We start from the raw sequence: 19455 nt of genomic DNA on the forward strand, positions 1-19455 counted from the left end.
CGCTGAAACCGGCAGCCAGTCTGCCGGTTTTTTTATGCCGAAAGGGTGACGCGAGCGAAAAGGGAAGAGGCTGTGGAAAGCACGCTGACCGTGGCCGGAGCGCTAAGCAGCAGGCTGTCGTAGTGCTGTAAAACCTGACGTTCGCCGTTGACCTCAATTTCCAGAACGCCACCGGCATTAAATAGCAGCTGCGTACCCTGCGGGTGTTTCCAGGTGCCTTCCCGCAGCCAGCTTACCGTGGCTCGCGTGCTCTCTGCTTTATAGATGACGTTAAAGTCCAGCAGTGGCCCGCCGACAATCGCACAGCTGACTTCGCTGTCGCCGCTAAAATCCGTGGCCTGGAACGGTGGAATAAGCGGGCTTTGTTCGCCGTCGACGGTGAGATACATGCCTTCGCCTTCCAGCACGCTGATATTGCGCAGATAGCCTGAAAAAAGAGAGAAGGGGCCGTCCTGGCGGATGGTCGCTACCGAAATGCGCCAGGCGTAGTTATCCGTCGCCGGGAAACGATAAATTTCCCGCGTCACGCCCTGGCCGTTTTTCCAGAGCATTTCCGGGCACTGCTCGTAGGGCAGAAGCTGGATCATTTGTGCATGCTTCCTTCGAGGCGGTAGCGTGAACCCGGGTAAACCAGGCGCACGCTGGTGACGATTTTTTTGTTCTGGCGGCCGGTCCAGGTGCGACGATTGACCTGCAGGCAAGGCGTGTGCTCGTCGATTTCCAGGTAAGCGCACTCTTCGCGAGGCACGTTTACCGCCTCAATAATATGCTCGCCCTCAACGATGGGCGCGATGGAGGAGAGATAGGCGTTGGGCGTGATACGGGTGAAATCCTGCTGGAAGTAATCCGGCACGATCAGCGAGTTCACCAGGCGGTCTTCCAGCATCACCGGCACGCCGTTTTCGTAGTGGCAAATCAGCGAATGGAACAGGCGGCTACCTTTGGGTAAATTGAAGGCCATCGCTTGCTGCGCGTCGGCATATACCTGGGTTAGCTCCAGCACGCGGGCGTGATGGCGGTGGCCGCGGCTGGCAATTTCGTCGGCAATATTATTGATTTCCAGCAGCGCGGATTGCCCGCGCACTTCGGCGACGAAAGTCCCGATACCCTGCATACGTACCAGCAGACCTTCGGCGGTCAGCTCGCGCAGGGCGCGGTTGATGGTCATGCGGCTGTAGCCAAACTGATTCACCAGTTCACTTTCCGATGGCACGCGATAGTTTACCGGCCACAGCCCGCTATGAATGTTGGTCTTAATAATGATTTTGACTCTTTCATAAAAAGGGGCCGGCTGGTCCAGATTGTCGGTCTCTGCCGCTGCTTTAAAAACGTCGTTTTGTGCCATTCATCATTCCTCGCCCGGGTATGCTTTAAAGTTTACTCTACCCCTATTTGGATGTATATATACATGCATGTATATACAATTGATTAACATCGAACCGGGGTGCTGATATGGCGGTATATTTCGCGGCAAAAGCGCTTCTGCCGCAGGGCTGGGCGGAAAATGTCAGAGTGGGCGTTTCGCCCGAGGGCGTTATTCTTTCAGTGGCAGCTGACTGCGTGCCGGATCAAAACGATATCCGCCTGGAGGGCGCTGTTGTGCCCGGGATGCCGAATCTGCATTCGCACGCTTTTCAGCGGGCGATGGCGGGGCTGACGGAGGTCGTCGGGGATCCGGCAGACAGCTTCTGGACGTGGCGCGATCTTATGTACCGCCTGGTGGGTAAAATCACCCCGGAGCAGCTGGAGACCATCGCCAGCTATCTGTATATCGAAATGCTGAAAGCCGGCTATACCTCGGTGGCCGAATTTCACTATCTGCATCACGATGTGGACGGCAAAGCCTACGCCCAGCCTGCGGAGCTGGCGCTGCGCGTAGCTCAGGCTGCAAAAAATGTGGGTATTGGCCTGACGCTGCTCCCGGTGCTGTACACGCACTCCGGCTTCGGGGGGCAGCCTGCCTCGTCGGGGCAGCGCCGCTTTATTAACGATACCGACGGCTACCTGAAGCTTTACGACAGCATTGCCACGGCGCTTGCCCCGGAACCGATGCAGTGCGCCGGGCTGTGTTTCCATTCGCTGCGCGCCGTAACGCCGGAACAAATGCGGCTTGTGCTGGCCAGTCAGCCGCTGCCTCAGCCGGTTCACATTCATATCTCCGAGCAGCGGAAAGAAGTAGAGGACTGTCTCGCCTGGTCTGGGCTGCGTCCCGTCGAGTGGCTGTATGACAATATGCCCGTCGATGAGCGCTGGTGCCTGATTCACGCCACCCACATTACCGAAAGCGAAACGCGGCTTATTGCTGACTCTGGCGCAGTTGCCGGATTGTGCCTGACAACCGAAGCGAATCTCGGGGACGGCATTTTCCCTGGACAGGCGTTTTTACAGCAGGGCGGCAACTGGGGTATTGGCTCCGACAGCCATATCAGCGTCAGCGTGAGTGAGGATTTACGCTGGTTCGAATACGGCCAGCGGCTGAATAACCGCCGCCGTAATTTGCTTCACCTTGAGACAGAGCCTTACGTCGGCAACGTGCTGTATCAGGGGGCGCTGCGCGGTGGGCGCATGGCGCTGGGGCAAAACATCGGCGAGCTGGCAGCAGGGGCGAGAGCCGACTGGCTGGTGCTGGACGGGGACGATCCGTTCCTGGCGACGGCGAAAGACAGCGAACTGCTTAACCGCTGGATTTTTGCCTGCTCTTCTAACCCGATCAAAGCAGTGATGACCGGCGGGAAATGGGTGATCCGTGAAGGGCGGCATGAGAAAGACGCAGAGATCAAAGCGGACTTCGCGCAGGTGTTGAAACAGCTAACGCGTTAGTTGCCCGATGAAAATGCATATCCGCTATTGAGCTATCCGCCTCCTGGCTTTCGGGTTTTAATGCTGGCCTGCAGGTTCACGAGGAGAAAATCATGGCCAATGCGCGTTATGCTATTTTGGGCGGCAGCTCTGGTATCGGGCTGGCGCTCGCCCGGAAGCTGACGTCTCGCGGAGACAGCGTACTTATCGGCGGGCGATCGGGGGAAAAACTGCGGGCGGCATTAGCTGAGCTTGGCAAAAATGCCGCAGGTAAAACGGTGGACGTGACCGACCGCCTGTCTCTCCGGGCATTCTTTTCGGATGCCGGGCCGCTGGCGGGGGTGTTTACCCCGGCGGCCTCTTATCAAACGGGTGATTTCCGCAATGGCGATGCCGCCACGTCCGAAGCGCTGTTTCAGGCTAAATTCTGGTCACAATATTGGGCCGTCTATGAGGCGCTTCCTAATCTACATGCTTCTTCTGCCGTGGTGCTGATGTCCGGTGCCGCTTCTGCCCGTCCCATTGGTGCACCAGCCTATGCCGCCTGCAATGCGGCGCTTGAGGGACTGGCGCGGGGCCTGGCGGTAGAGCTGAAGCCGGTGCGAGTCAACTGCCTGTCGCCGGGCACCACCGACAGCGAACTTTGGCGCAGTCGACCGGCTGAAGTGCGTGAATCGACCTACCAATATTGGAACAGTCTGGCGTTAAATGGCCGCCCAGGACACGTAGATGAACAGGCCGCAACGGCACTTTTTTTACTGGATAATCATAATATTACCGGCAGCACTATCTATTGCGATGGCGGCTATACGCTGCGGTAGGCACGTTTGTCCGTGAGTGCTTTTGCACTCAAGTTAACCTCGCCGGGGCCGATATTTTTTGCAGACCAACAATATGGGATGAATTAAATGACAGGTCCGATTGGCAGCATTGGCGTTTCTGTTCCCTCGATGGGGGCAAATATTGCGGCAAAGGTTAAAGCTCCGGTGGCCCCCGCCCCGGCGATCCAGGCCTCAACGCGCGTTACCCTCAGCGGAGCGAGCGACAGCATCAGCGCCGTTTACTCGTTCGGTGCCCAAAAGCTTCGGGCGAATACGCCCGCAGGCAACAGCAGTTTATCCGCGCTGATGGGTGCAACCCTTTCGCAACCGGGTTCTGTCTCGTTCCAGGGGCTGGGTAAAGCGCTTCTGCTGGCGCTGAAAGATAATCCGAAAGGCTTCTCTCTGGCGGTTGCCTCGCCTGCGGCCGCCGCAGATGGCGATGCTGTGCAGGACAAAGACAGCGCGGTCGCGCTGAATATCGAGACACAGAGCGGCGTTAAGGTCAGCATTTCGTTATCCCGCCAGTCTGAAGGCCTGGTCGCGCAAGTCCAGACCAGCGGCGGCGATCTGACCGACGATGACGTGGCGGCAATCTCGGGCCTGGCGGATGGCTTCCAGAACGTGCTTGATGGCCTGTCGCAGCAGCCACCGGCGATAAAAATTGGCGGACTGCTCAACGTTGATAGCAGGCTGTTCAAGTCCGTTGAGTTAAACACCGATGTCAGCCAGGCCGGCAGCTCAATCCAGTCTCTGAGCTTCCAGAGCGACAGCGCCCAGCGCACGCTCAGTTATAAAGACGGCGACGCCACGTTTAACCTGACGACCGACCTCAGTAACGCGGGGACATTGGGCAGCAAAAGTCAGCAGGCCCAGGCGCTTTCCGCCTATGAGAAACAGCTCGATGGAGCCGGATCTCGCGGCCATGCGAACAAAGCCCAGCTTGCCCTGTTTAAAAGCGCCTTCCACGCGCTGAACAGCGATTATGGCTCGAACGAATCGAAAACCAGTGGGATACAGCAAGGCATCACTGTTTCTGCAGAAGATAAAGCCCGCTCTTACTTGAGCGGGATGGCTGATTTTACCGCGTCCTTTAAACAGTCGGACGTGGCCTCAAACCCTTACAAGTCCGAGGAAAAAGACAGTTTTTCCTATGACTTTAGCCAGACGACTCAGGGCAGCACCGATACCCGGGGTGACCTGAGCAAACTGGCTCAGAGCACGAAGGCGAGCCTCAAGGCCAGCTATCATGAGGCGCTGGTCCCGGGCGGAAAATTGGATCTCACGGGACTGAAGTCCTCACAAAATTATACTTATCATGTGATGAGTGAAGAAACGTCGACCCAAACAACGCTGGCGTTCAAAAAGGGTAATCTGGCGAGCGTGGAAACCAGCCGCGCGACCCATAGCGCCGAATATGTTCAGACTTACGTTGCGGCGCGTTTGACCGATGAGAAACGCACCCCGTTTGATAAGGAAGAGACGAAGAAGGTCAATCTCCTGGCGGATAATGTCAATCTGAAATCAACCAATCCATTGAATCTGAAATAATCCCGCTACCCACGCTGCGGCGTGGGTTTTTTACCGCTGTCGGGGAACCTGCGCGCCGGCGCTACCACTCAGCCTCAATTGCCCAACGAGTGGAATACCCTCCGATGAGAAACATCCTTAATACTTTCCGTCCTACACAGTCCGATCCTCGCCTGCAGGCGCAAAGCGATAGACGATAATATTTCAAATACGGCCAGAGAGTGGGGGATGCCTAAGCATGAAGTTGAGGCGATGCTGGGCAGCAGCAAGCGCATTAACGAGCCTGTTTGCGGCGTTACGGCGAATAACGTGATGAAGCTTTTCCTCGACACCGACCATTTCAGCTACGCTTTTGAACACGGGCGAACAATGTCGTTACCCCAGCTTCAGCAACAGCTTGCCAATTTACCCGCCCACAAACACTTTATTTTGCGCGTGAATGACGCAGGCATGGGCCATGCTTACGTGATTGATCTGCCGGCCAGCACAAAGCCAAGGCGCGATGCGTTTCTGTATCAGTCGGATTTAGGGGAAGGGGCGACTCGCCCGCTGCGTCTTGACGACTGGATGAGCAAGAAAGCTGCGCAGCCGGTATCGCTGAACGATATCAATACGCATTTTATGAACATGGCGCACGGGCGAATCGATCCGGGGCATATTGCTAAGCTGTTCGACGTCGACAGTAACCCGAACATGCTGCGCCCGGAGCGTCTGGATCTACAAAGGAATCAAGGTGTTAATTTTCAGCTGGCGGAATACGACCCGGCGAATCTGGAAAAAAACGTCTCGGCGATTAAAGCCCGATGCGGCTAAGTATTTGCCGTCGGTAGCAGGGAATAAATCCACGTTTACTGTGGATTTATTCCGGTTTGTCGCCAGAGAAAAAGCGGACTTTTGGCGAGTCGGGGCTGGACTAACTCAATGTGATCTCTATCATGTCGGGGTCACTACAGAACAAGAGAACGTGCTATGCAACATATCATCGAAGGCTTTCTTAACTTCCAGAAAGAGATTTTCCCGCAGCGCAAAGAGCTCTTTCGCAGCCTGGCGTCCAGCCAAAATCCTAAAGCGCTTTTTATTTCCTGTTCCGACAGCCGACTGGTGCCGGAGCTGGTAACACAGCAGGAACCGGGGCAGCTCTTCGTTATTCGTAATGCCGGCAATATCGTGCCTTCTTTCGGTCCGGAGCCGGGCGGCGTTTCTGCAACCATCGAGTACGCAGTTGTTGCCCTTGGCGTAACCGATATTGTGATTTGCGGGCACTCTAACTGCGGTGCGATGAAAGCTATTGCCTCCTGCCAGTGCCTGGATCCGATGCCTGCCGTTGCGCACTGGCTGCACTATGCCGATGCGGCAAAAGCGGTCGTGGAAAAGAAAACCTGGAACAACGAGACCGATAAGGTCAACGCCATGGTAGAAGAAAACGTTATCGCCCAGTTGAACAACATTAAAACGCATCCTTCCGTCGCGGTAGGGCTGCGTAACAATGGCCTGCGCCTGCACGGCTGGGTTTACGATATCGAAAGCGGTGAAATTCGCACCCTGGATAAAAACAGCAAATCCTTTGTTTCCCTGGCGGATAACCCTGACGTTTGTTTCGAATAAATTCTCGCCAGCGCTCTTGCAGATAAAACAATCCACGCTTTGCGTGGATTTTTTACATCTATGGATAAATAAAGACGCCAGAAGCAGGATTGTGGAGATTTCGCGGATTTACTTTCCCTATACGGAAAAGCCTGAGGCGGCGGGATTATAATCGACATAAAGCGGGCCAAAGCTCGCGTTCAGCCGCAGGTCAGGAGAGTTCGAGATGAAAAAGTATCTGTATGTGTTGGCAATGTCTGCGCTGATTGCCTTGCCGTCTCTGGCGCAGGCTCGCCCTGGCCCCTGGTTCGGGCATGGCCCGGGGTTCTGGTCTGGTCCGCATTATTATCCGGGGCCGCATTATTTCTATGGCGGACCGCGTTTGACCGTATTGCCGGGACTTGCCACGGCCATAATCGTAGGCGGCCTGACCTATTACGTGGTCAACGGGATTTATTACCAGCGTCAGGGCGCGGAATACATTCGCGTAGAGACGCCGTCCAGCATCAATTCTGGCGTCAGCGTGCTGGATTACAACGGTAAGCGCTATTACGTGCGCAATGGGAGCTATTACCAGAAAGATATCGACGGGAACTATATTGAAGTTCCGCGCCCCGCCGGGCTGTAGCTCCAATATTATTCGGCCTGTATCGCAGGCAGCAAGATAAGAAACCCACCGTCAGCGTGGGTTTCTTTTGCTATTCATTAACGCCTTAATTTCCCACTTTTGCTCAACGCCAGTCCATCCATGCCGGGCTGACCTTCCTGCACCTGTTCACCATCAGTTTTTCATATTGGTACATCCGCACATCAATTTGGTTACATAAAATCTACAACTTGGTTCGCAAATTCATTATCAGCAGGGTGTGGTTTGCGCGTATTGCTTGTATATACATGAGTGATCATTTGATGTGCGATGGGTTTTCCGGTGTTTAATCAGGTTCAGCGAGGTCGTTATGTCTTCCTTTTCATCCACAGAAGAACAGTCCAAAAAGAGCTCACGTCTAAGCGAGAGCCGATCTATTGATTACATTCCGGACGGGGAACGCCACGGGCATCCTTTTAGCCAGTTTACTCTTTGGTTTGGCGGCAATTTGCAGATCACCGCGATTGTGACTGGCGCGCTTGCCGTGGTGCTGGGCGGCGACGTCGTCTGGTCGCTGGTGGGGCTGTTCGTGGGGCAGGTTCTGGGGGCATCGATCATGTCCTTCCACGCTTTGCAGGGGCCGCGTCTTGGCCTGCCGCAGATGATCATCTCCCGGGCGCAGTTTGGCGTTTATGGGGCGGTCATTCCGCTGGTGCTGGTGTGCATTATGTATATCGGATTTTCGGCCAGCGGCACCGTGCTGGCGGGGCAGGCGATGGCGCATTTGCTGTCGATAAGCGACGTCAGCGGGATGATTTTGTTCAGCGCCATTATCATCGTCATTGCCGTGCTTGGCTATCGTGTGATCCATAAGCTCGGGAAGGTCGCCAGCGTCGTTGGCGTACTGGCTTTTGCCTGGCTGTTTGGCTCCCTGCTGTTCAACACCGATCTCACGGCTATTGTGCAAAATAACCATTTCTCCATGCCGATGTTTTTGCTGGCGGTGTCGCTGTCTTCTTCCTGGCAAATTGCGTTTTGCCCCTATGTGTCCGATTATTCGCGCTACCTGCCGCGAGACGTGTCTGGTCCGAAGGTATTTTTCTCGGTGTTCAGCGGCACCGTAATGGGGACTCAGGCTTCAATGACGCTGGGCGTTATCACCGCTGCGATTGCCGGGAGCGCCTTTTCCGGACACGAAGTTGGCTACATTGTGGGGCTGGGCAAAACCGAAACCATGGCAATGCTGATTTATTTTGCTATCTGCTTTGGCAAAATTACGTTTACCACGCTGAACGCCTACGGCAGCTTTATGTCGCTGACCACCATTGTGTCCGGATTCCGCAAGCAGGTGACCCTGAGCCAGAAGAACCGCATTCTGTTTGTGGTGCTGATGGTGGCGGCATCATGCATCATTGCGCTGCTGAGCGAACCAGCATTCCTGAAACACTTCACCCATTTCCTGCTGTTCTTGCTGGCCTTCTTTGTGCCATGGAGCGCCATCAGCTTGACCGATTACTTTTTTATTTCGTCCCGGGCCGTAGATATTCCCGCCTTGTTTGATGCCGAGAAACGCTATGGCCGCTGGAACCTGTTTGGCATAGGGGTTTATACCGTCGGGGTGCTGATTCAGCTGCCGTTCATCGAAAACCCGCTGTTTCACGGCTCGCTGACGTGGATCTTCGACGGCAACGATGTGTCGTGGATTATCGGCTGGTTCGGCACCGCCATTCTCTATTATGGCCTGCACCGCCTGGATAAACGCGTTCTGCCGGCGGCGACGGTTTACCCGAATAGCGCTGAGCGCTGATTCTTCTTTGTTGAAATAAATCCACGCCTGAGCGTGGATTTTTTATGGCAGTAAGAAAGCGTTTATTGAACGAGCGGGCGCGTTATTTATTATGTCTGGATTAATTTATCGTTGCGGGTTGATCTAATTTTTCCGCCGTCTCTCCGGAGTGGATATTCCTTTGTCTACGCTCTGCCAGTTGGCGGCAAATCTCAGCATGCTTATCCTCCGTAAAGGTAAAGCGTGACTTGTTGACGGAGATCAGAAGTGCTCAACTTTATTGTTCTGGTTGAGTAAATTAAATGAAAATAAAATTTGAGATAGACGGGGTATGTTTGGTTTCACGATGAAGGTGAAGGACTAGCTTACTTTATTGAATTTAACTATCTGAGCTCTCGGATAAGGGCGTATTACGTTATCAATCAAATGGGATATGCGCATTGGAGCACGATGTGCATATCCGACAAGTGATCCATTTTCGCTTTGAGCGAAGAGCGGACGCCAGCATAGCGTTAACAGGCGTCCGATATTACGAAGTGGGTAGCTTACTTAATCCGTTTCCCCGTTTCGTCAATGACCTTCTCGCCATCCTCTTTGGTAAACACTCCTTTCTGACCTTCCGGTAGAATATCCAGCACTATTTCTGAAGGACGGCAAAGGCGAGTGCCAAGCGGCGTAACGACTACCGGCCGATTAATCAGGATCGGATGTTGAAGCATGAAATCAATCAACTGCTCATCACTAAATTTCTCTTCATCAAGCGCCAACTGTTCATAAGGCTCAACATTCTTACGCAGTAATGCACGCACCGTAATTCCCATATCTGAAATAAGTTTAATCAGCTCATCACGGATTGGTGGCGTATCAAGATAATAAATTATCGTCGGTTATCACCCGCGGAACAATTCTACTTGCTGGCTGCCTAAAAACCGTCAACGCAACTTTTGCTGAATTCCTGTCGTTAACGCGACAGAACCTGAGTTTTCGTTCCATTGAGCGTCAAACCTCGAAACGGAGCGAATTGCTGCCGAAAGTGTACGAAGCCCTGCAGATGGAGCCGAGGAAAAAACCGGAGAAGCCCGGCTGCTCTTTGTCAGCGCCCAAGTCGGTAGGCACGCGTCGGAGTTAGTGTCGGAAAGGCTGCACGGGATAGCCCGAAAGCGATGGCTTCTGGCACGGGCAGCAGGGTAAGCTCGCCTGAAAAATGGTTTTCAGGCTGAAATGAGCCGAAATCCGCATTTTTCACCATAACCTGCCCGTTCGCACGCCATAAGAGGACCTCCGGCAAAAAAATTCAAGGTCAGGAGATTTTTAAGGCGATAATTCAGTTTCCTAACAATGAACGAAATAATACTCCGTAGAGTATGACTATTAAGCGAAACTATCCCGTGTAACTTTAAATAACTGAGGATTAGTGTGGTGTCGCTCAAATCCTGCATTCTGAAGGATTGCATTAAAACGCGCGTTATTTTCGAGGCCTCTTATTGATAAGCTGGAGTTAAAGTATTCCAGATTATTTATCTGCAATAGTTTTTTAATAAATGATAGGTCCTCTAAAATTAATCTTAACTCTTGATGGTGATATGTTTGACCACCGAAAATCTTATCAATTACTGGATATTTAGGACGGTAAGAAATACCATTTAATTTTATTTTTTCTGTCGGTTGAAATCCAGAGTGTATATTTATACCTGAACGACCAATTACAAGTATTTCATTATATCTTGACCTGCGGTTAATGAGGTTGTCATAAATAACCTCGGCAGGCAATAAGCTATTGTAAGGCTTATCCATAATATAATTGGATACAGTAGGTCTTGCCTTGCCCTGGAATATGGAGTCAGCCAATGCATAACTGTTTAAAATCCGCCCTTGAGGAAGACCTCCTTCTCTACCTGCAAAGTTAGGGAAAGCAACATCATTCGGATGCACCCCAAGGATATTCTGAATTGGCACATCCAAGTCCAGTTCAATGCTAAGAGCGCCAACACCACCTTTCCGAGGTGTGTCTGTTGGAAGTCGTTTCATAACACAGGAACATGAAATAACGTCCCATCCACTTAATACATCCTCAATACGACGTTGTGAAAAGGGTGAGATTGTATTTCGACCAATGGAACTCACACTTCCTGAACCGCTGATCGTATGAATGATTTTAAGATCTCCGCCATCGCCAATACGGTGTTTCCAGTTGGTTAATAACTTCCTGGTCTCGAGTTCTTTATTTTTCCTTTTAACATATTCATCCTGGAATTCAGCTATTTTTCTATTGTCCAGTTTTTCATCAAATTTTTTTAGTTTAATTTTAAATAAATTAGACATGATTCTCTCAATAATTAACACATGGAGAATATATGTTAATTATTGAGGGGGGGAGGACAACATAAACCGTCTTAATTCCGTCTTAATTGACAAATTCTACGTTTTAACGGTTCTGTCGCATTAAGCGGTGTCGGGTAACATGCTGTTTTCATTTTGATGTTATCTGCCCATGTCTCTGATCCGAAACGCCTTTTACCGTCTGCATTATCCTGTTGATATTATCGTCAGTATTGGATGCGTCATTGACCTTGCGGATCTTGTCTAACTGGCGAGCCTGTGTCGGGCTAACTCCATCCGCGACTTGTTCACGCGCTTGCTCACATTTTTCGCGAGCTTCGGCAAGTTTGACCGTCGGGTACTGACCCAGCGCAAACATGCTGGATTTACCGTTGAGTTAAACCGATAGCGCCATGCCTTTTTGCCATTGGGTTTCACTTCGAGGTAGTGACCGTTAAAATCATTAAGTCGATAGAGTTTTTCTTACGGCTTGGCAGTGCGGCATTGCGTATCGGTGGGCATAACGGAGCCTTGTTTATTTATTATACCGTTTTTGTACTCACTTTAAATGAAGATGGAAGAATGTTGTACTCATCCATGTACGCATTTTTGACAGCGTTTTTACGAGATGAGTTGACATTATGAAATGAAAAATCCACGCAATTGCGTGGATTTTATAGGTTTTTACCGTTGTCATGAGATTCAGCGAAACCTCATGAGACGACAAACTTTATTTAGACGTTGAACAAGAAGTTCATCACGTCGCCGTCTTTCACGACGTAGTCTTTACCTTCGGCGCGCATTTTGCCGGCTTCTTTTGCGCCTTGCTCGCCTTTGTAAGTGATGAAGTCTTCATAGGCGATGGTTTGCGCGCGGATGAAGCCTTTTTCGAAGTCGGTGTGGATTTTGCCCGCTGCCTGCGGAGCGGTAGCGCCGACAGGGATGGTCCACGCGCGCACTTCTTTCACGCCAGCGGTGAAGTAAGTTTGCAGGTTCAGCAGCTCGTAGCCTGCGCGGATCACGCGGTTCAGGCCCGGCTCTTCCAGGCCCAGCTCGGCCATGAACTCTTCGCGGTCGGCGTCGTCCAGCTCGGCGATGTCGGACTCTACGGCGGCGCACACGGCAACCACAACGGAACCTTCGCCCGCGGCGATTTCACGGACTTTATCGAGGTACGGGTTGTTTTCAAAACCGTCTTCGTTAACGTTGGCGATGTACATGGTTGGCTTCAGGGTCAGGAAGCTCAGGTATTTGATCGCCGCCTTATCTTCTTCGGTCAGCGTTTTCAGCGCGCGCAGCATACCGGCGTTTTCCAGCTGCGGCAGGCATTTTTCCAGCGCGGCCAGTTCGGCTTTAGCGTCTTTGTCGCCGCCTTTGGCTTTCTTCTGCACGCGATGAATCGCGCGCTCGCAGGTGTCCAGGTCAGACAGCGCCAGCTCGGTGTTGATAACCTCGATGTCGTCAGCCGGATCCACTTTATTGTTTACGTGGATGATGTTGTCGTTCTCGAAGCAGCGTACAACGTGGCCGATAGCTTCGGTTTCACGAATGTTGGTCAGGAACTGGTTGCCCAGGCCTTCACCTTTCGATGCGCCTTTCACCAGGCCGGCGATGTCCACGAACTCCATGGTGGTCGGCAGAATACGCTGCGGTTTAACGATTTCGGCCAGCTTGTCCAGACGCGGGTCCGGCATTGGCACCACGCCCGTGTTCGGCTCGATGGTACAGAACGGGAAGTTAGCCGCTTCAATACCTGCTTTGGTCAGGGCGTTGAACAGCGTGGATTTACCAACGTTCGGCAAGCCGACGATACCGCATTTGAATCCCATGGTTTAAATCACCTTAATTGCTTGATAATCAATGAATTTAACTGTTTTCATTGAAAAAATGTAGATAACTTTGCGCATTATACACTTAAACCGCCGCCAGCGGGCGTGGAAATCCTTTCCCGGTGCGGAGAAGGCCGGTTTATTGTGCTTTAAAGGCGTGCAGACGATTGGTTGCTTTGGCCAGGCCTTCTTTCAGCCAGACTTCGGTGCAGCGCGCCGCTTCGTCTACTGCGTCGTCGATAAGCTTCTGTTCGCTGACCGGCGGTTTGCCGAGCACAAAGCCGACAACTTTGTTTTTATCGCCCGGATGACCAATCCCCACGCGTAACCGGTGAAAGTTCGGGTTATTGCCGAGTTTGCTGATAATGTCCTTCAGGCCGTTGTGCCCGCCGTGGCCGCCACCCAGCTTAAATTTTGCCACACCCGGCGGGAGATCCAATTCATCGTGGGCCACCAGAATTTCGTCCGGGGCGATGCGGAAGAAGGTGGCCATGGCGGCAACTGCTTTTCCGCTGAGGTTCATAAACGTGGTTGGAACCAGCAGGCGGACGTCTTCTCCACCAAGATTAATGCGGGCGGTATAGCCAAAGAATTTTGCTTCTTCTTTCAGCGACTGATTGTGGCGCTCGGCCAGTAAATCCACATACCAGGCCCCGGCATTATGGCGGGTCGCTGCATATTCAGCGCCTGGATTGGCCAGGCCGACAATTAATTTAATGCTCACGTTTAAATTCCTGAAAACCGTTCACAGCCGCGTAGTTTACTGCGCGAGGGCGGCGTTGACAAAGCGCAATCCCCCCACCGACACATTCTTGAATAGTTGACGATCTGAACCATTAGAATTTCAAGTAACTCAGACGCTTATTTGTAAACTTTTGTAGGTCTTTCATTCGTAATTGTGATCGCTCCCGCACACGCTGTTTAGGGGTATTGTCTATACTTTAGTCACAAGGATAGGGGATGTTCCCCACCGACCCGTAATCGTGCGGAGGTGACATATGAAACGCAGAAACGCTTCGTTACTCGGTAATGTCCTCATGGGATTGGGACTGGTTGTGATGGTGGTCGGCGTGGGCTATTCAATTCTGAACCAGCTCCCGCAGCTAAACCTGCCGCAGTTTTTCGCCCACGGCGCCGTGCTGAGCATCTTCGTTGGGGCCGTACTTTGGCTCGCCGGGGCACGTATTGGTGGTCGTGAACAAGTGTGCGATCGTTACTGGTGGGTGCGCCATTACGATAAACGCTGCCGCCGCGACGAGCACCATCGCCACAGCTAATATTTAGCAGATTTTGAAGAACGGCTCCTTTTCAGGAGCCGTTTTTTTTATGCTTAACGGATTGACCCTCACGTAACGTGAGGCTGCACACTCCCCCTCAGCAGAAGCCAAAAGGAGCAGGATATGTTGTTCAAAGTAGGTGAACTGGCAAAGCGTGCCGGGATCACGGTACGGACGCTACACCACTATGAAGCTATAGGCCTGTTGCTGCCTTCTGCCCGCACCGCGGCGGGTTATCGGCTGTATAACCGGCTGGATATCGCCAGGCTGCATCATATTCAGGCGCTGAGCCGAATGGGGATGAGCCTGAGTGAGGTGCGCGACTGTCTCGAGCGTCAGGCGCTGTCGCTTCAGGAGATCCTGGATTCGCAGATCTCCGTGCTGGATGGCCAGCTGGCTGACATCGCCGTGCTGCGCCAGCGGCTGGTTACGCTGCGTGAAACCTTGCGCAGCGGCGCAGAACCTGACCTCGAGGAATGGCTGACTACCCTGGAGTTAATGACGATGTACGATCGCTATTTTTCAAAAGAAGAATTAGAGCGCCTGCCTTTTGCGCAGGCTGATAGCCGCCGTGATGAGGAATGGAAGCAACTTGTAGACGAGGTGGGCGGGCTGCATGCGCAAGGCGTTCCGCCAGATGACGATCGGGCGCAGCGTCTGGCTACGCGCTGGATGGAAATGCTGGAGCGTGACACGGCGGGTGAACCGGATTTTCTGGTTCGCCTGAACAAAATGCATCAGGCTGAGCCGGACATGGCCCGCCAGACCGGGATTTCGCCGGCGCTGACCGAATTCGTAACGCACGCATTCGGCCACAGCAAGCTGAAGATTTACCGGCGCTATCTCAACGATGAGGAGTTTGCCTTCACCAGCCGCCACTATTTCGACCGTATGCAGGAGTGGCCGCCGCTGGTGGCCGCAGTGCGCAAGGCCAATGCGGCAGGCGTGCAGCCTGAATCCGAACAGGCACAGACGCTCGCACGCCGCTGGCTGGAACTGTTTCAGTCGTTTGCCGGTCAGTCGCCGCAGACGCAGCAAAAATTCCGTACCGCGATGGCGAACGAACCAGAGCTTGCCAAAGGCACCTGGATGACGCCGGAGGTGCTGGCCTGGCTGCAGCGGGCGATTGGCGCTATGTTCCAAGCCGCTGGACTAAGAAATCAACCAGGCTCCTGACGCGTAAGGAGAGATGGCGGGCGTGCGGGTAGAGTAAAATAAACGGGCGTGAGGTGCCGCCGTACTCGGGCAGCACCTCAACCAGCGTCCCGTCGGCCACATCCTGCTCCAGGATGAATCGGTAGGTCTGAATCAGGCCCGCGCCGCTTCTGGCAAGCGTCACAATCCCCAGTACGTCTTCCGCACAGGTAAAGCTGCCGCGGGTAAAAATGTCGGTATCTTTGCCGTTGACGCTAAACGTCCACGGCACTTTTCGCCCGGTGCTCGGCAGCTCAAACTGGATGCACTCGTGGTGATTTAAGTCGTCCAGCGTTTTCGGCATTCCCGCCCGGGCTAAATAGGCCGGGGAAGCCACGGTGATAAGCTCCGCATCTTCGAGCTTGCGGGCAATCAGCGATGAGTCCTGAGGCGAGCGGCCGCGAATGGCAATGTCGTAACTTTCATCGGCAAAGTCGATGTTGCGGTTGCTGATGTGAACCTGCACCGACACGCGGGGGTAAAGCTGCCTGAATTCCGGCAGCAGCGGCAGCACTCGATGATGTGCATACGGGGTAGGGAGGCTGATTCGCAGCACCCCGGCGGGTTCTCTCTGCGCGCCGGTGACTTCCCGCTCCGCCTCCCTGAGCTGCTGCAGCGCATGCTGGCACTGGCGGAAATACCGCTCCCCGCTTTCTGTCAGCCTTATCTGGCGGGTTGTACGCACGAACAGGCGCACGCCTAAACGTTCTTCCAGGCGGGCGATAGAACGGCTGACCGCCGCGGGCGTGATCCCCATGAAATTTGCCGCCGCGCTAAAGCTCAGCTGTTCCGCGGCCTGGCAAAACAGTTCCAGCGTGCCGATCTGCATCTCTTCGAAGTGGCGTTTCATTCCGATGTTCTCTTTCTATTTATTACATGAGGTATCTTGTCATGTTACGGATGGCTAATTTATCGGTCATTGTGTCATAAGTATAGTGAGCTCCACATTCACCCACAGGAGCAAATCATGAACTCAACCCCAACCGTTATTGTGACCGGCGCTTCAAGCGGCATCGGTCTGGCTATCGCCCAGGCTTATCTGGCGCGCGGCTACAATGTTGTCGGCAATGGCCGCACGCTGAAGCGCTTAGAAACGGCGGCGGCAAGCCTCGGCAATCCGGCCAATTTCCTGCCGGTGGCCGGAGATATTGCGCTGAAGAGCACCGCAGAAACGCTGTTTAAGCAGGCTATCGCCGCTTTTGGCCGCGTGGATATTCTGATCAATAACGCCGGGATCTTTATCCCCAAACCGGCGAGCGACTACAGCGAGCAGGATATTGACGCGTTGATTAACACCAACCTGAAAGGGTTTCTGTTCCCGTCCCAGCTGGCCGCCAGCCATATGAGCCAGAATAAGGCGGGCCATATTGTGAACATCACGGCGAGCGTGGCCATGCAGCCCAACGTCAAGGTGCCGGCTTTGCTGCCGGTAATGGTGAAGGGCGGTCTGAATCAGGCGACCAGGGCGCTGGCTTTAGAGCTGGCGGCGGATAATGTGCGGGTTAACGCCGTTGCGCCTGGCATTATCGAAACGCCACTGCACGCGGATTATTCAGGTTCAATAGGTTTTCTCAGCACGCTGTCGCCGAGCGGAAAGACAGGCACCGTGCAGGATGTGGTAAACGCGGTACTGTATCTGACGGATTCACAGTTCGTCAGCGGCACGGTCATGGCCGTGGACGGCGGCAGCACCGCCGGGGTTTGGTAACAGGAGCGCCGCTATGCCATACGTTAATATTCGCGTCACCCGGGAAGGTGTTAGCGCAGAGCAAAAGCTGGCGCTGATTGAGGGCGTCACCGACCTGCTGGAGCAGGTATTAAACAAAAAGCCCGCCGACACCTTTGTGGTTATCGACGAGGTTGAAACCGACAACTGGGGCGTGAACCGTGAAAGCGTGAGCGCCCGGCGGCGACGCGAAGCCGGGCAGGAGTAGGAGCGAACCTGGCCGCTAATTGGCGGCCAGTGCGGCCTGAACGTCCGGGAAGAACGCAAGGCGGCCGGGAATGGGTTTCACGCCAGCCCGCGCGAGCGTGCGCAGCGGCTGGAATTCAAGGTTCGTCACCCGTAGTTCGCAGCCTTCCGGCATTTTCTCTACAAAGCGCTGGAAGGCATCCAGACCCCCTGCGTCCAGCACCGGAACCGCATCCCATTGCAGAATAACCACCCGATGCCCCGGCACCTGCTGGGCCAGCTGAATGAACAGCCCTTCGGCGGCTGCAAAGAACAATGGCCCCGTGACGCGGAGCGCCAGCACATTTTCAGGCACATCCACATTACTAAGCGGGGCGAGGCGGGTCATCCGAGCTATCCGGCGCATGAAAAGCAGCGAGGCCAGCACAATGCCGACGCTGATGGCAATCACCATGTCAAACAGCACGGTCAGCGACATGCAGATCAGCATCACGATGATGTCGTCTTTTGGCGCGCGGCGCAGCAGATTGACGACTTTGTGCGCCTCGCTCATGTTCCACGCTACCATCAGCAGCAGGGCCGCCATCGCCGAGAGAGGAAGCCAGGAAAGCAGGGGGGCGAGTGCCAGCAGGGCAAGGATCACCAGCAGCGAGTGAATAATAGCGGCCACTGGCGAAGTTGCCCCGGCACGCACGTTGGCGGCGGAGCGGGCAATTGCTGCGGTGGCAGTAATGCCGCCGAAGAACGGGGCGATAATATTTCCCAGCCCCTGGCCGACCAGCTCGCTATTGGCGTTGTGCTTAGTGCCGGTCATGCCGTCCAGCACCACTGCACAAAGCAGGGATTCGATGGCACCCAGCATGGCCATAGAGAACGCCGCAGGCAGCAGGGCGCTGAGTGAATCCCAGCTAAGCGTAAAGTCCGAATTGGGCATTGCCCACGGGAGCATGAGCTGAGGCAGCAGCTGCGGAATACCGTTGCCCTGGGTGCCGTCGGCCAGCACGTAGTGGAACCGGGAGCCAATCGTAGCAACTTCCCCGCCCAGCGAAGTCACCATCGCCATTACGGCGCAGCCCGCCAGCAGCGCGGGCAGATGCCCCGGCAGACGGAGCCCCAGGCGCGGCCAGAGAATCAGCACCGCCAGCGTGACGATGCCAATCGCGGCATCGCCTGGATTGGTGGTAGGCAGCGCCATCGCCAGCGCGGCGACTTTATTCAGGTAGTGCTCCGGCACGTGCTCCAGCGTCAGGCCGAAAAAGTCTTTCACCTGCATCGTCGCAATGGTGATGCCTATCCCGGAGGTAAAGCCCAACGTCACCGACAGCGGAATGTATTCGATAAGCCGCCCAAAGCGTGCCAGCCCAAACAGGATCAGGAATATCCCGGACATCAGCGTGGCAACCAGCAGGCCCGCAAGGCCAAACTGCTGTGCGACCGGGTAGAGGATCACCACGAAAGCCGCTGTCGGGCCGGAGACGCTGAAGCGTGAGCCGCCGCTAAGGGCGATAACAATCCCGGCGACGGCGGCGGTATACAGACCGTACTGCGGCGCAACGCCGCTGCCGATGGCCAGCGCCATAGCCAAAGGAATAGCAATGATCCCAACGGTCACACCGGCGATGGCATCCCGGCTAAAGCGGGACAGGGTGTACTTTTCGCGCCAGCAGGCATCAATCAGGGCGCGGAAAGGCATTAGGTGAGAAGAAGATACGGTTTTCACTTGTGATTCCATCCGTGAGCGCATCATCTGTCGTTCAGGCAGGTGAAGGAGGCATTGAAAAAGAGTCGTGCAAAAACGAAAAAACCCGCCGCAGCGGGTTT

18 protein-coding genes and 3 pseudogenes are annotated in these 19455 nt (G+C 54.2%); 12 read left to right on the forward strand and 9 right to left on the reverse strand.

Annotated elements, in window-relative coordinates; translation table 11 throughout:
- Nucleotides 1-32 precede the first annotated feature (32 nt).
- A complete protein-coding gene (locus F3J29_RS04745) occupies nucleotides 33-587 on the reverse strand; it encodes a HutD/Ves family protein (protein ID WP_166863424.1) in 555 nt (184 codons plus the stop codon).
- Nucleotides 584-1345 carry a histidine utilization transcriptional repressor HutC gene (gene hutC, locus F3J29_RS04750; RefSeq protein ID WP_166863426.1) on the reverse strand — a complete coding sequence of 254 codons (762 nt, stop codon included), beginning with the start codon at nucleotides 1343-1345 and terminating at the stop codon, nucleotides 584-586. The genes F3J29_RS04745 and hutC overlap by 4 nt, the downstream gene beginning before the upstream one ends.
- Nucleotides 1346-1452: 107 nt before the next feature.
- Here hutC and F3J29_RS04755 point away from each other — a divergent pair, with 107 nt between their 5' ends.
- The 7 genes from F3J29_RS04755 (at nucleotide 1453) to F3J29_RS04785 (ending at nucleotide 9124) form a co-directional block, all read left to right on the forward strand.
- The gene (locus F3J29_RS04755; protein WP_166863428.1) at nucleotides 1453-2820 is read left to right on the forward strand and encodes a formimidoylglutamate deiminase; all 1368 of its coding nucleotides are present in this window, start codon (nucleotides 1453-1455) and stop codon (nucleotides 2818-2820) included.
- A 92-nt stretch (nucleotides 2821-2912) separates the two neighbouring features.
- Complete coding sequence (locus tag F3J29_RS04760) at nucleotides 2913-3620, forward strand: SDR family oxidoreductase (protein ID WP_166863430.1); 708 nt, start codon at nucleotides 2913-2915, stop codon at nucleotides 3618-3620.
- Nucleotides 3621-3707: 87 nt separating this feature from the next.
- Nucleotides 3708-5168, forward strand: a complete 1461-nt coding sequence (locus tag F3J29_RS04765) for a hypothetical protein (protein ID WP_166863432.1) — start codon at nucleotides 3708-3710, stop codon at nucleotides 5166-5168.
- A 207-nt stretch (nucleotides 5169-5375) separates the two neighbouring features.
- Entirely contained in the window at nucleotides 5376-5960 is a 585-nt protein-coding gene (locus F3J29_RS04770) for a cycle-inhibiting factor (protein WP_166863434.1), read from the forward strand.
- A 156-nt stretch (nucleotides 5961-6116) separates the two neighbouring features.
- On the forward strand, nucleotides 6117-6752 hold the full coding sequence (locus F3J29_RS04775) for a carbonic anhydrase (protein ID WP_008454155.1): 636 nt from the start codon (nucleotides 6117-6119) through the stop codon (nucleotides 6750-6752).
- A 205-nt stretch (nucleotides 6753-6957) separates the two neighbouring features.
- Complete coding sequence (locus F3J29_RS04780; RefSeq protein ID WP_166863436.1) at nucleotides 6958-7359, forward strand: DUF6515 family protein; 402 nt, start codon at nucleotides 6958-6960, stop codon at nucleotides 7357-7359.
- Between the two features lie 328 nt (nucleotides 7360-7687).
- Nucleotides 7688-9124, forward strand: a complete 1437-nt coding sequence (locus F3J29_RS04785; protein WP_166863438.1) for a purine-cytosine permease family protein — start codon at nucleotides 7688-7690, stop codon at nucleotides 9122-9124.
- Nucleotides 9125-9648: 524 nt separating this feature from the next.
- On the opposite strand, the pseudogene F3J29_RS04790 reads toward F3J29_RS04785, so the two are convergent.
- Nucleotides 9649-9990: pseudogene (locus F3J29_RS04790) on the reverse strand (ArsC/Spx/MgsR family protein); the annotation flags it as partial.
- Nucleotides 9991-10112: 122 nt separating this feature from the next.
- On the opposite strand from F3J29_RS04790, the pseudogene F3J29_RS22910 reads away from it, so the two are divergent.
- Nucleotides 10113-10294, forward strand: a pseudogene (locus F3J29_RS22910) (IS91 family transposase); the annotation flags it as partial.
- A gap of 180 nt (nucleotides 10295-10474) precedes the next feature.
- On the opposite strand, the gene F3J29_RS04795 reads toward F3J29_RS22910, so the two are convergent.
- The 4 genes and pseudogenes from F3J29_RS04795 to pth form a co-directional block, all read right to left on the reverse strand.
- On the reverse strand, nucleotides 10475-11425 hold the full coding sequence (locus F3J29_RS04795) for a hypothetical protein (protein ID WP_166863439.1): 951 nt from the start codon (nucleotides 11423-11425) through the stop codon (nucleotides 10475-10477).
- A 226-nt stretch (nucleotides 11426-11651) separates the two neighbouring features.
- Nucleotides 11652-11944 (reverse strand): annotated as a pseudogene (locus tag F3J29_RS04800) (Arm DNA-binding domain-containing protein); the annotation flags it as partial.
- A 212-nt stretch (nucleotides 11945-12156) separates the two neighbouring features.
- Nucleotides 12157-13251 carry a redox-regulated ATPase YchF gene (gene ychF, locus F3J29_RS04805; protein WP_166863441.1) on the reverse strand — a complete coding sequence of 365 codons (1095 nt, stop codon included), beginning with the start codon at nucleotides 13249-13251 and terminating at the stop codon, nucleotides 12157-12159.
- Nucleotides 13252-13390: 139 nt separating this feature from the next.
- The gene (pth, locus tag F3J29_RS04810; RefSeq protein WP_166863443.1) at nucleotides 13391-13975 is read right to left on the reverse strand and encodes an aminoacyl-tRNA hydrolase; all 585 of its coding nucleotides are present in this window, start codon (nucleotides 13973-13975) and stop codon (nucleotides 13391-13393) included.
- A gap of 274 nt (nucleotides 13976-14249) precedes the next feature.
- Between pth and ychH the strand changes: the two genes are divergently transcribed.
- Together ychH and F3J29_RS04820 are read left to right on the forward strand one after the other, a co-directional pair.
- Nucleotides 14250-14528 (forward strand): stress-induced protein YchH, encoded by a 279-nt coding sequence (gene ychH, locus F3J29_RS04815; RefSeq protein WP_008454166.1) that lies wholly within the window; start codon nucleotides 14250-14252, stop codon nucleotides 14526-14528.
- Nucleotides 14529-14651: 123 nt separating this feature from the next.
- Entirely contained in the window at nucleotides 14652-15704 is a 1053-nt protein-coding gene (locus F3J29_RS04820) for a MerR family transcriptional regulator (RefSeq protein ID WP_166863444.1), read from the forward strand.
- On the opposite strand, the gene F3J29_RS04825 is transcribed toward F3J29_RS04820, so the two are convergent.
- The gene (locus F3J29_RS04825) at nucleotides 15661-16572 is read right to left on the reverse strand and encodes a LysR family transcriptional regulator (RefSeq protein WP_166863446.1); all 912 of its coding nucleotides are present in this window, start codon (nucleotides 16570-16572) and stop codon (nucleotides 15661-15663) included. The genes F3J29_RS04820 and F3J29_RS04825 overlap by 44 nt on opposite strands.
- A gap of 117 nt (nucleotides 16573-16689) precedes the next feature.
- Between F3J29_RS04825 and F3J29_RS04830 the strand changes: the two genes are divergently transcribed.
- Both F3J29_RS04830 and F3J29_RS04835 read left to right on the forward strand, forming a co-directional pair.
- Nucleotides 16690-17430 (forward strand): SDR family NAD(P)-dependent oxidoreductase, encoded by a 741-nt coding sequence (locus F3J29_RS04830; RefSeq protein WP_166863448.1) that lies wholly within the window; start codon nucleotides 16690-16692, stop codon nucleotides 17428-17430.
- Nucleotides 17366-17656 (forward strand): tautomerase family protein, encoded by a 291-nt coding sequence (locus tag F3J29_RS04835; protein ID WP_353620542.1) that lies wholly within the window; start codon nucleotides 17366-17368, stop codon nucleotides 17654-17656. Before F3J29_RS04830 ends, F3J29_RS04835 begins: the two co-directional genes overlap by 65 nt.
- A 15-nt stretch (nucleotides 17657-17671) precedes the next feature.
- Here F3J29_RS04835 and dauA read toward each other — a convergent pair whose 3' ends face one another.
- The gene (gene dauA / locus F3J29_RS04840; RefSeq protein WP_166863450.1) at nucleotides 17672-19354 is read right to left on the reverse strand and encodes a C4-dicarboxylic acid transporter DauA; all 1683 of its coding nucleotides are present in this window, start codon (nucleotides 19352-19354) and stop codon (nucleotides 17672-17674) included.
- Between the last annotated feature and the right edge of the window lie 101 nt (nucleotides 19355-19455).

The sequence above is a fragment of the Enterobacter sp. Cy-643 genome (assembly GCF_011752815.1).
Lineage (GTDB): Bacteria > Pseudomonadota > Gammaproteobacteria > Enterobacterales > Enterobacteriaceae > Cedecea.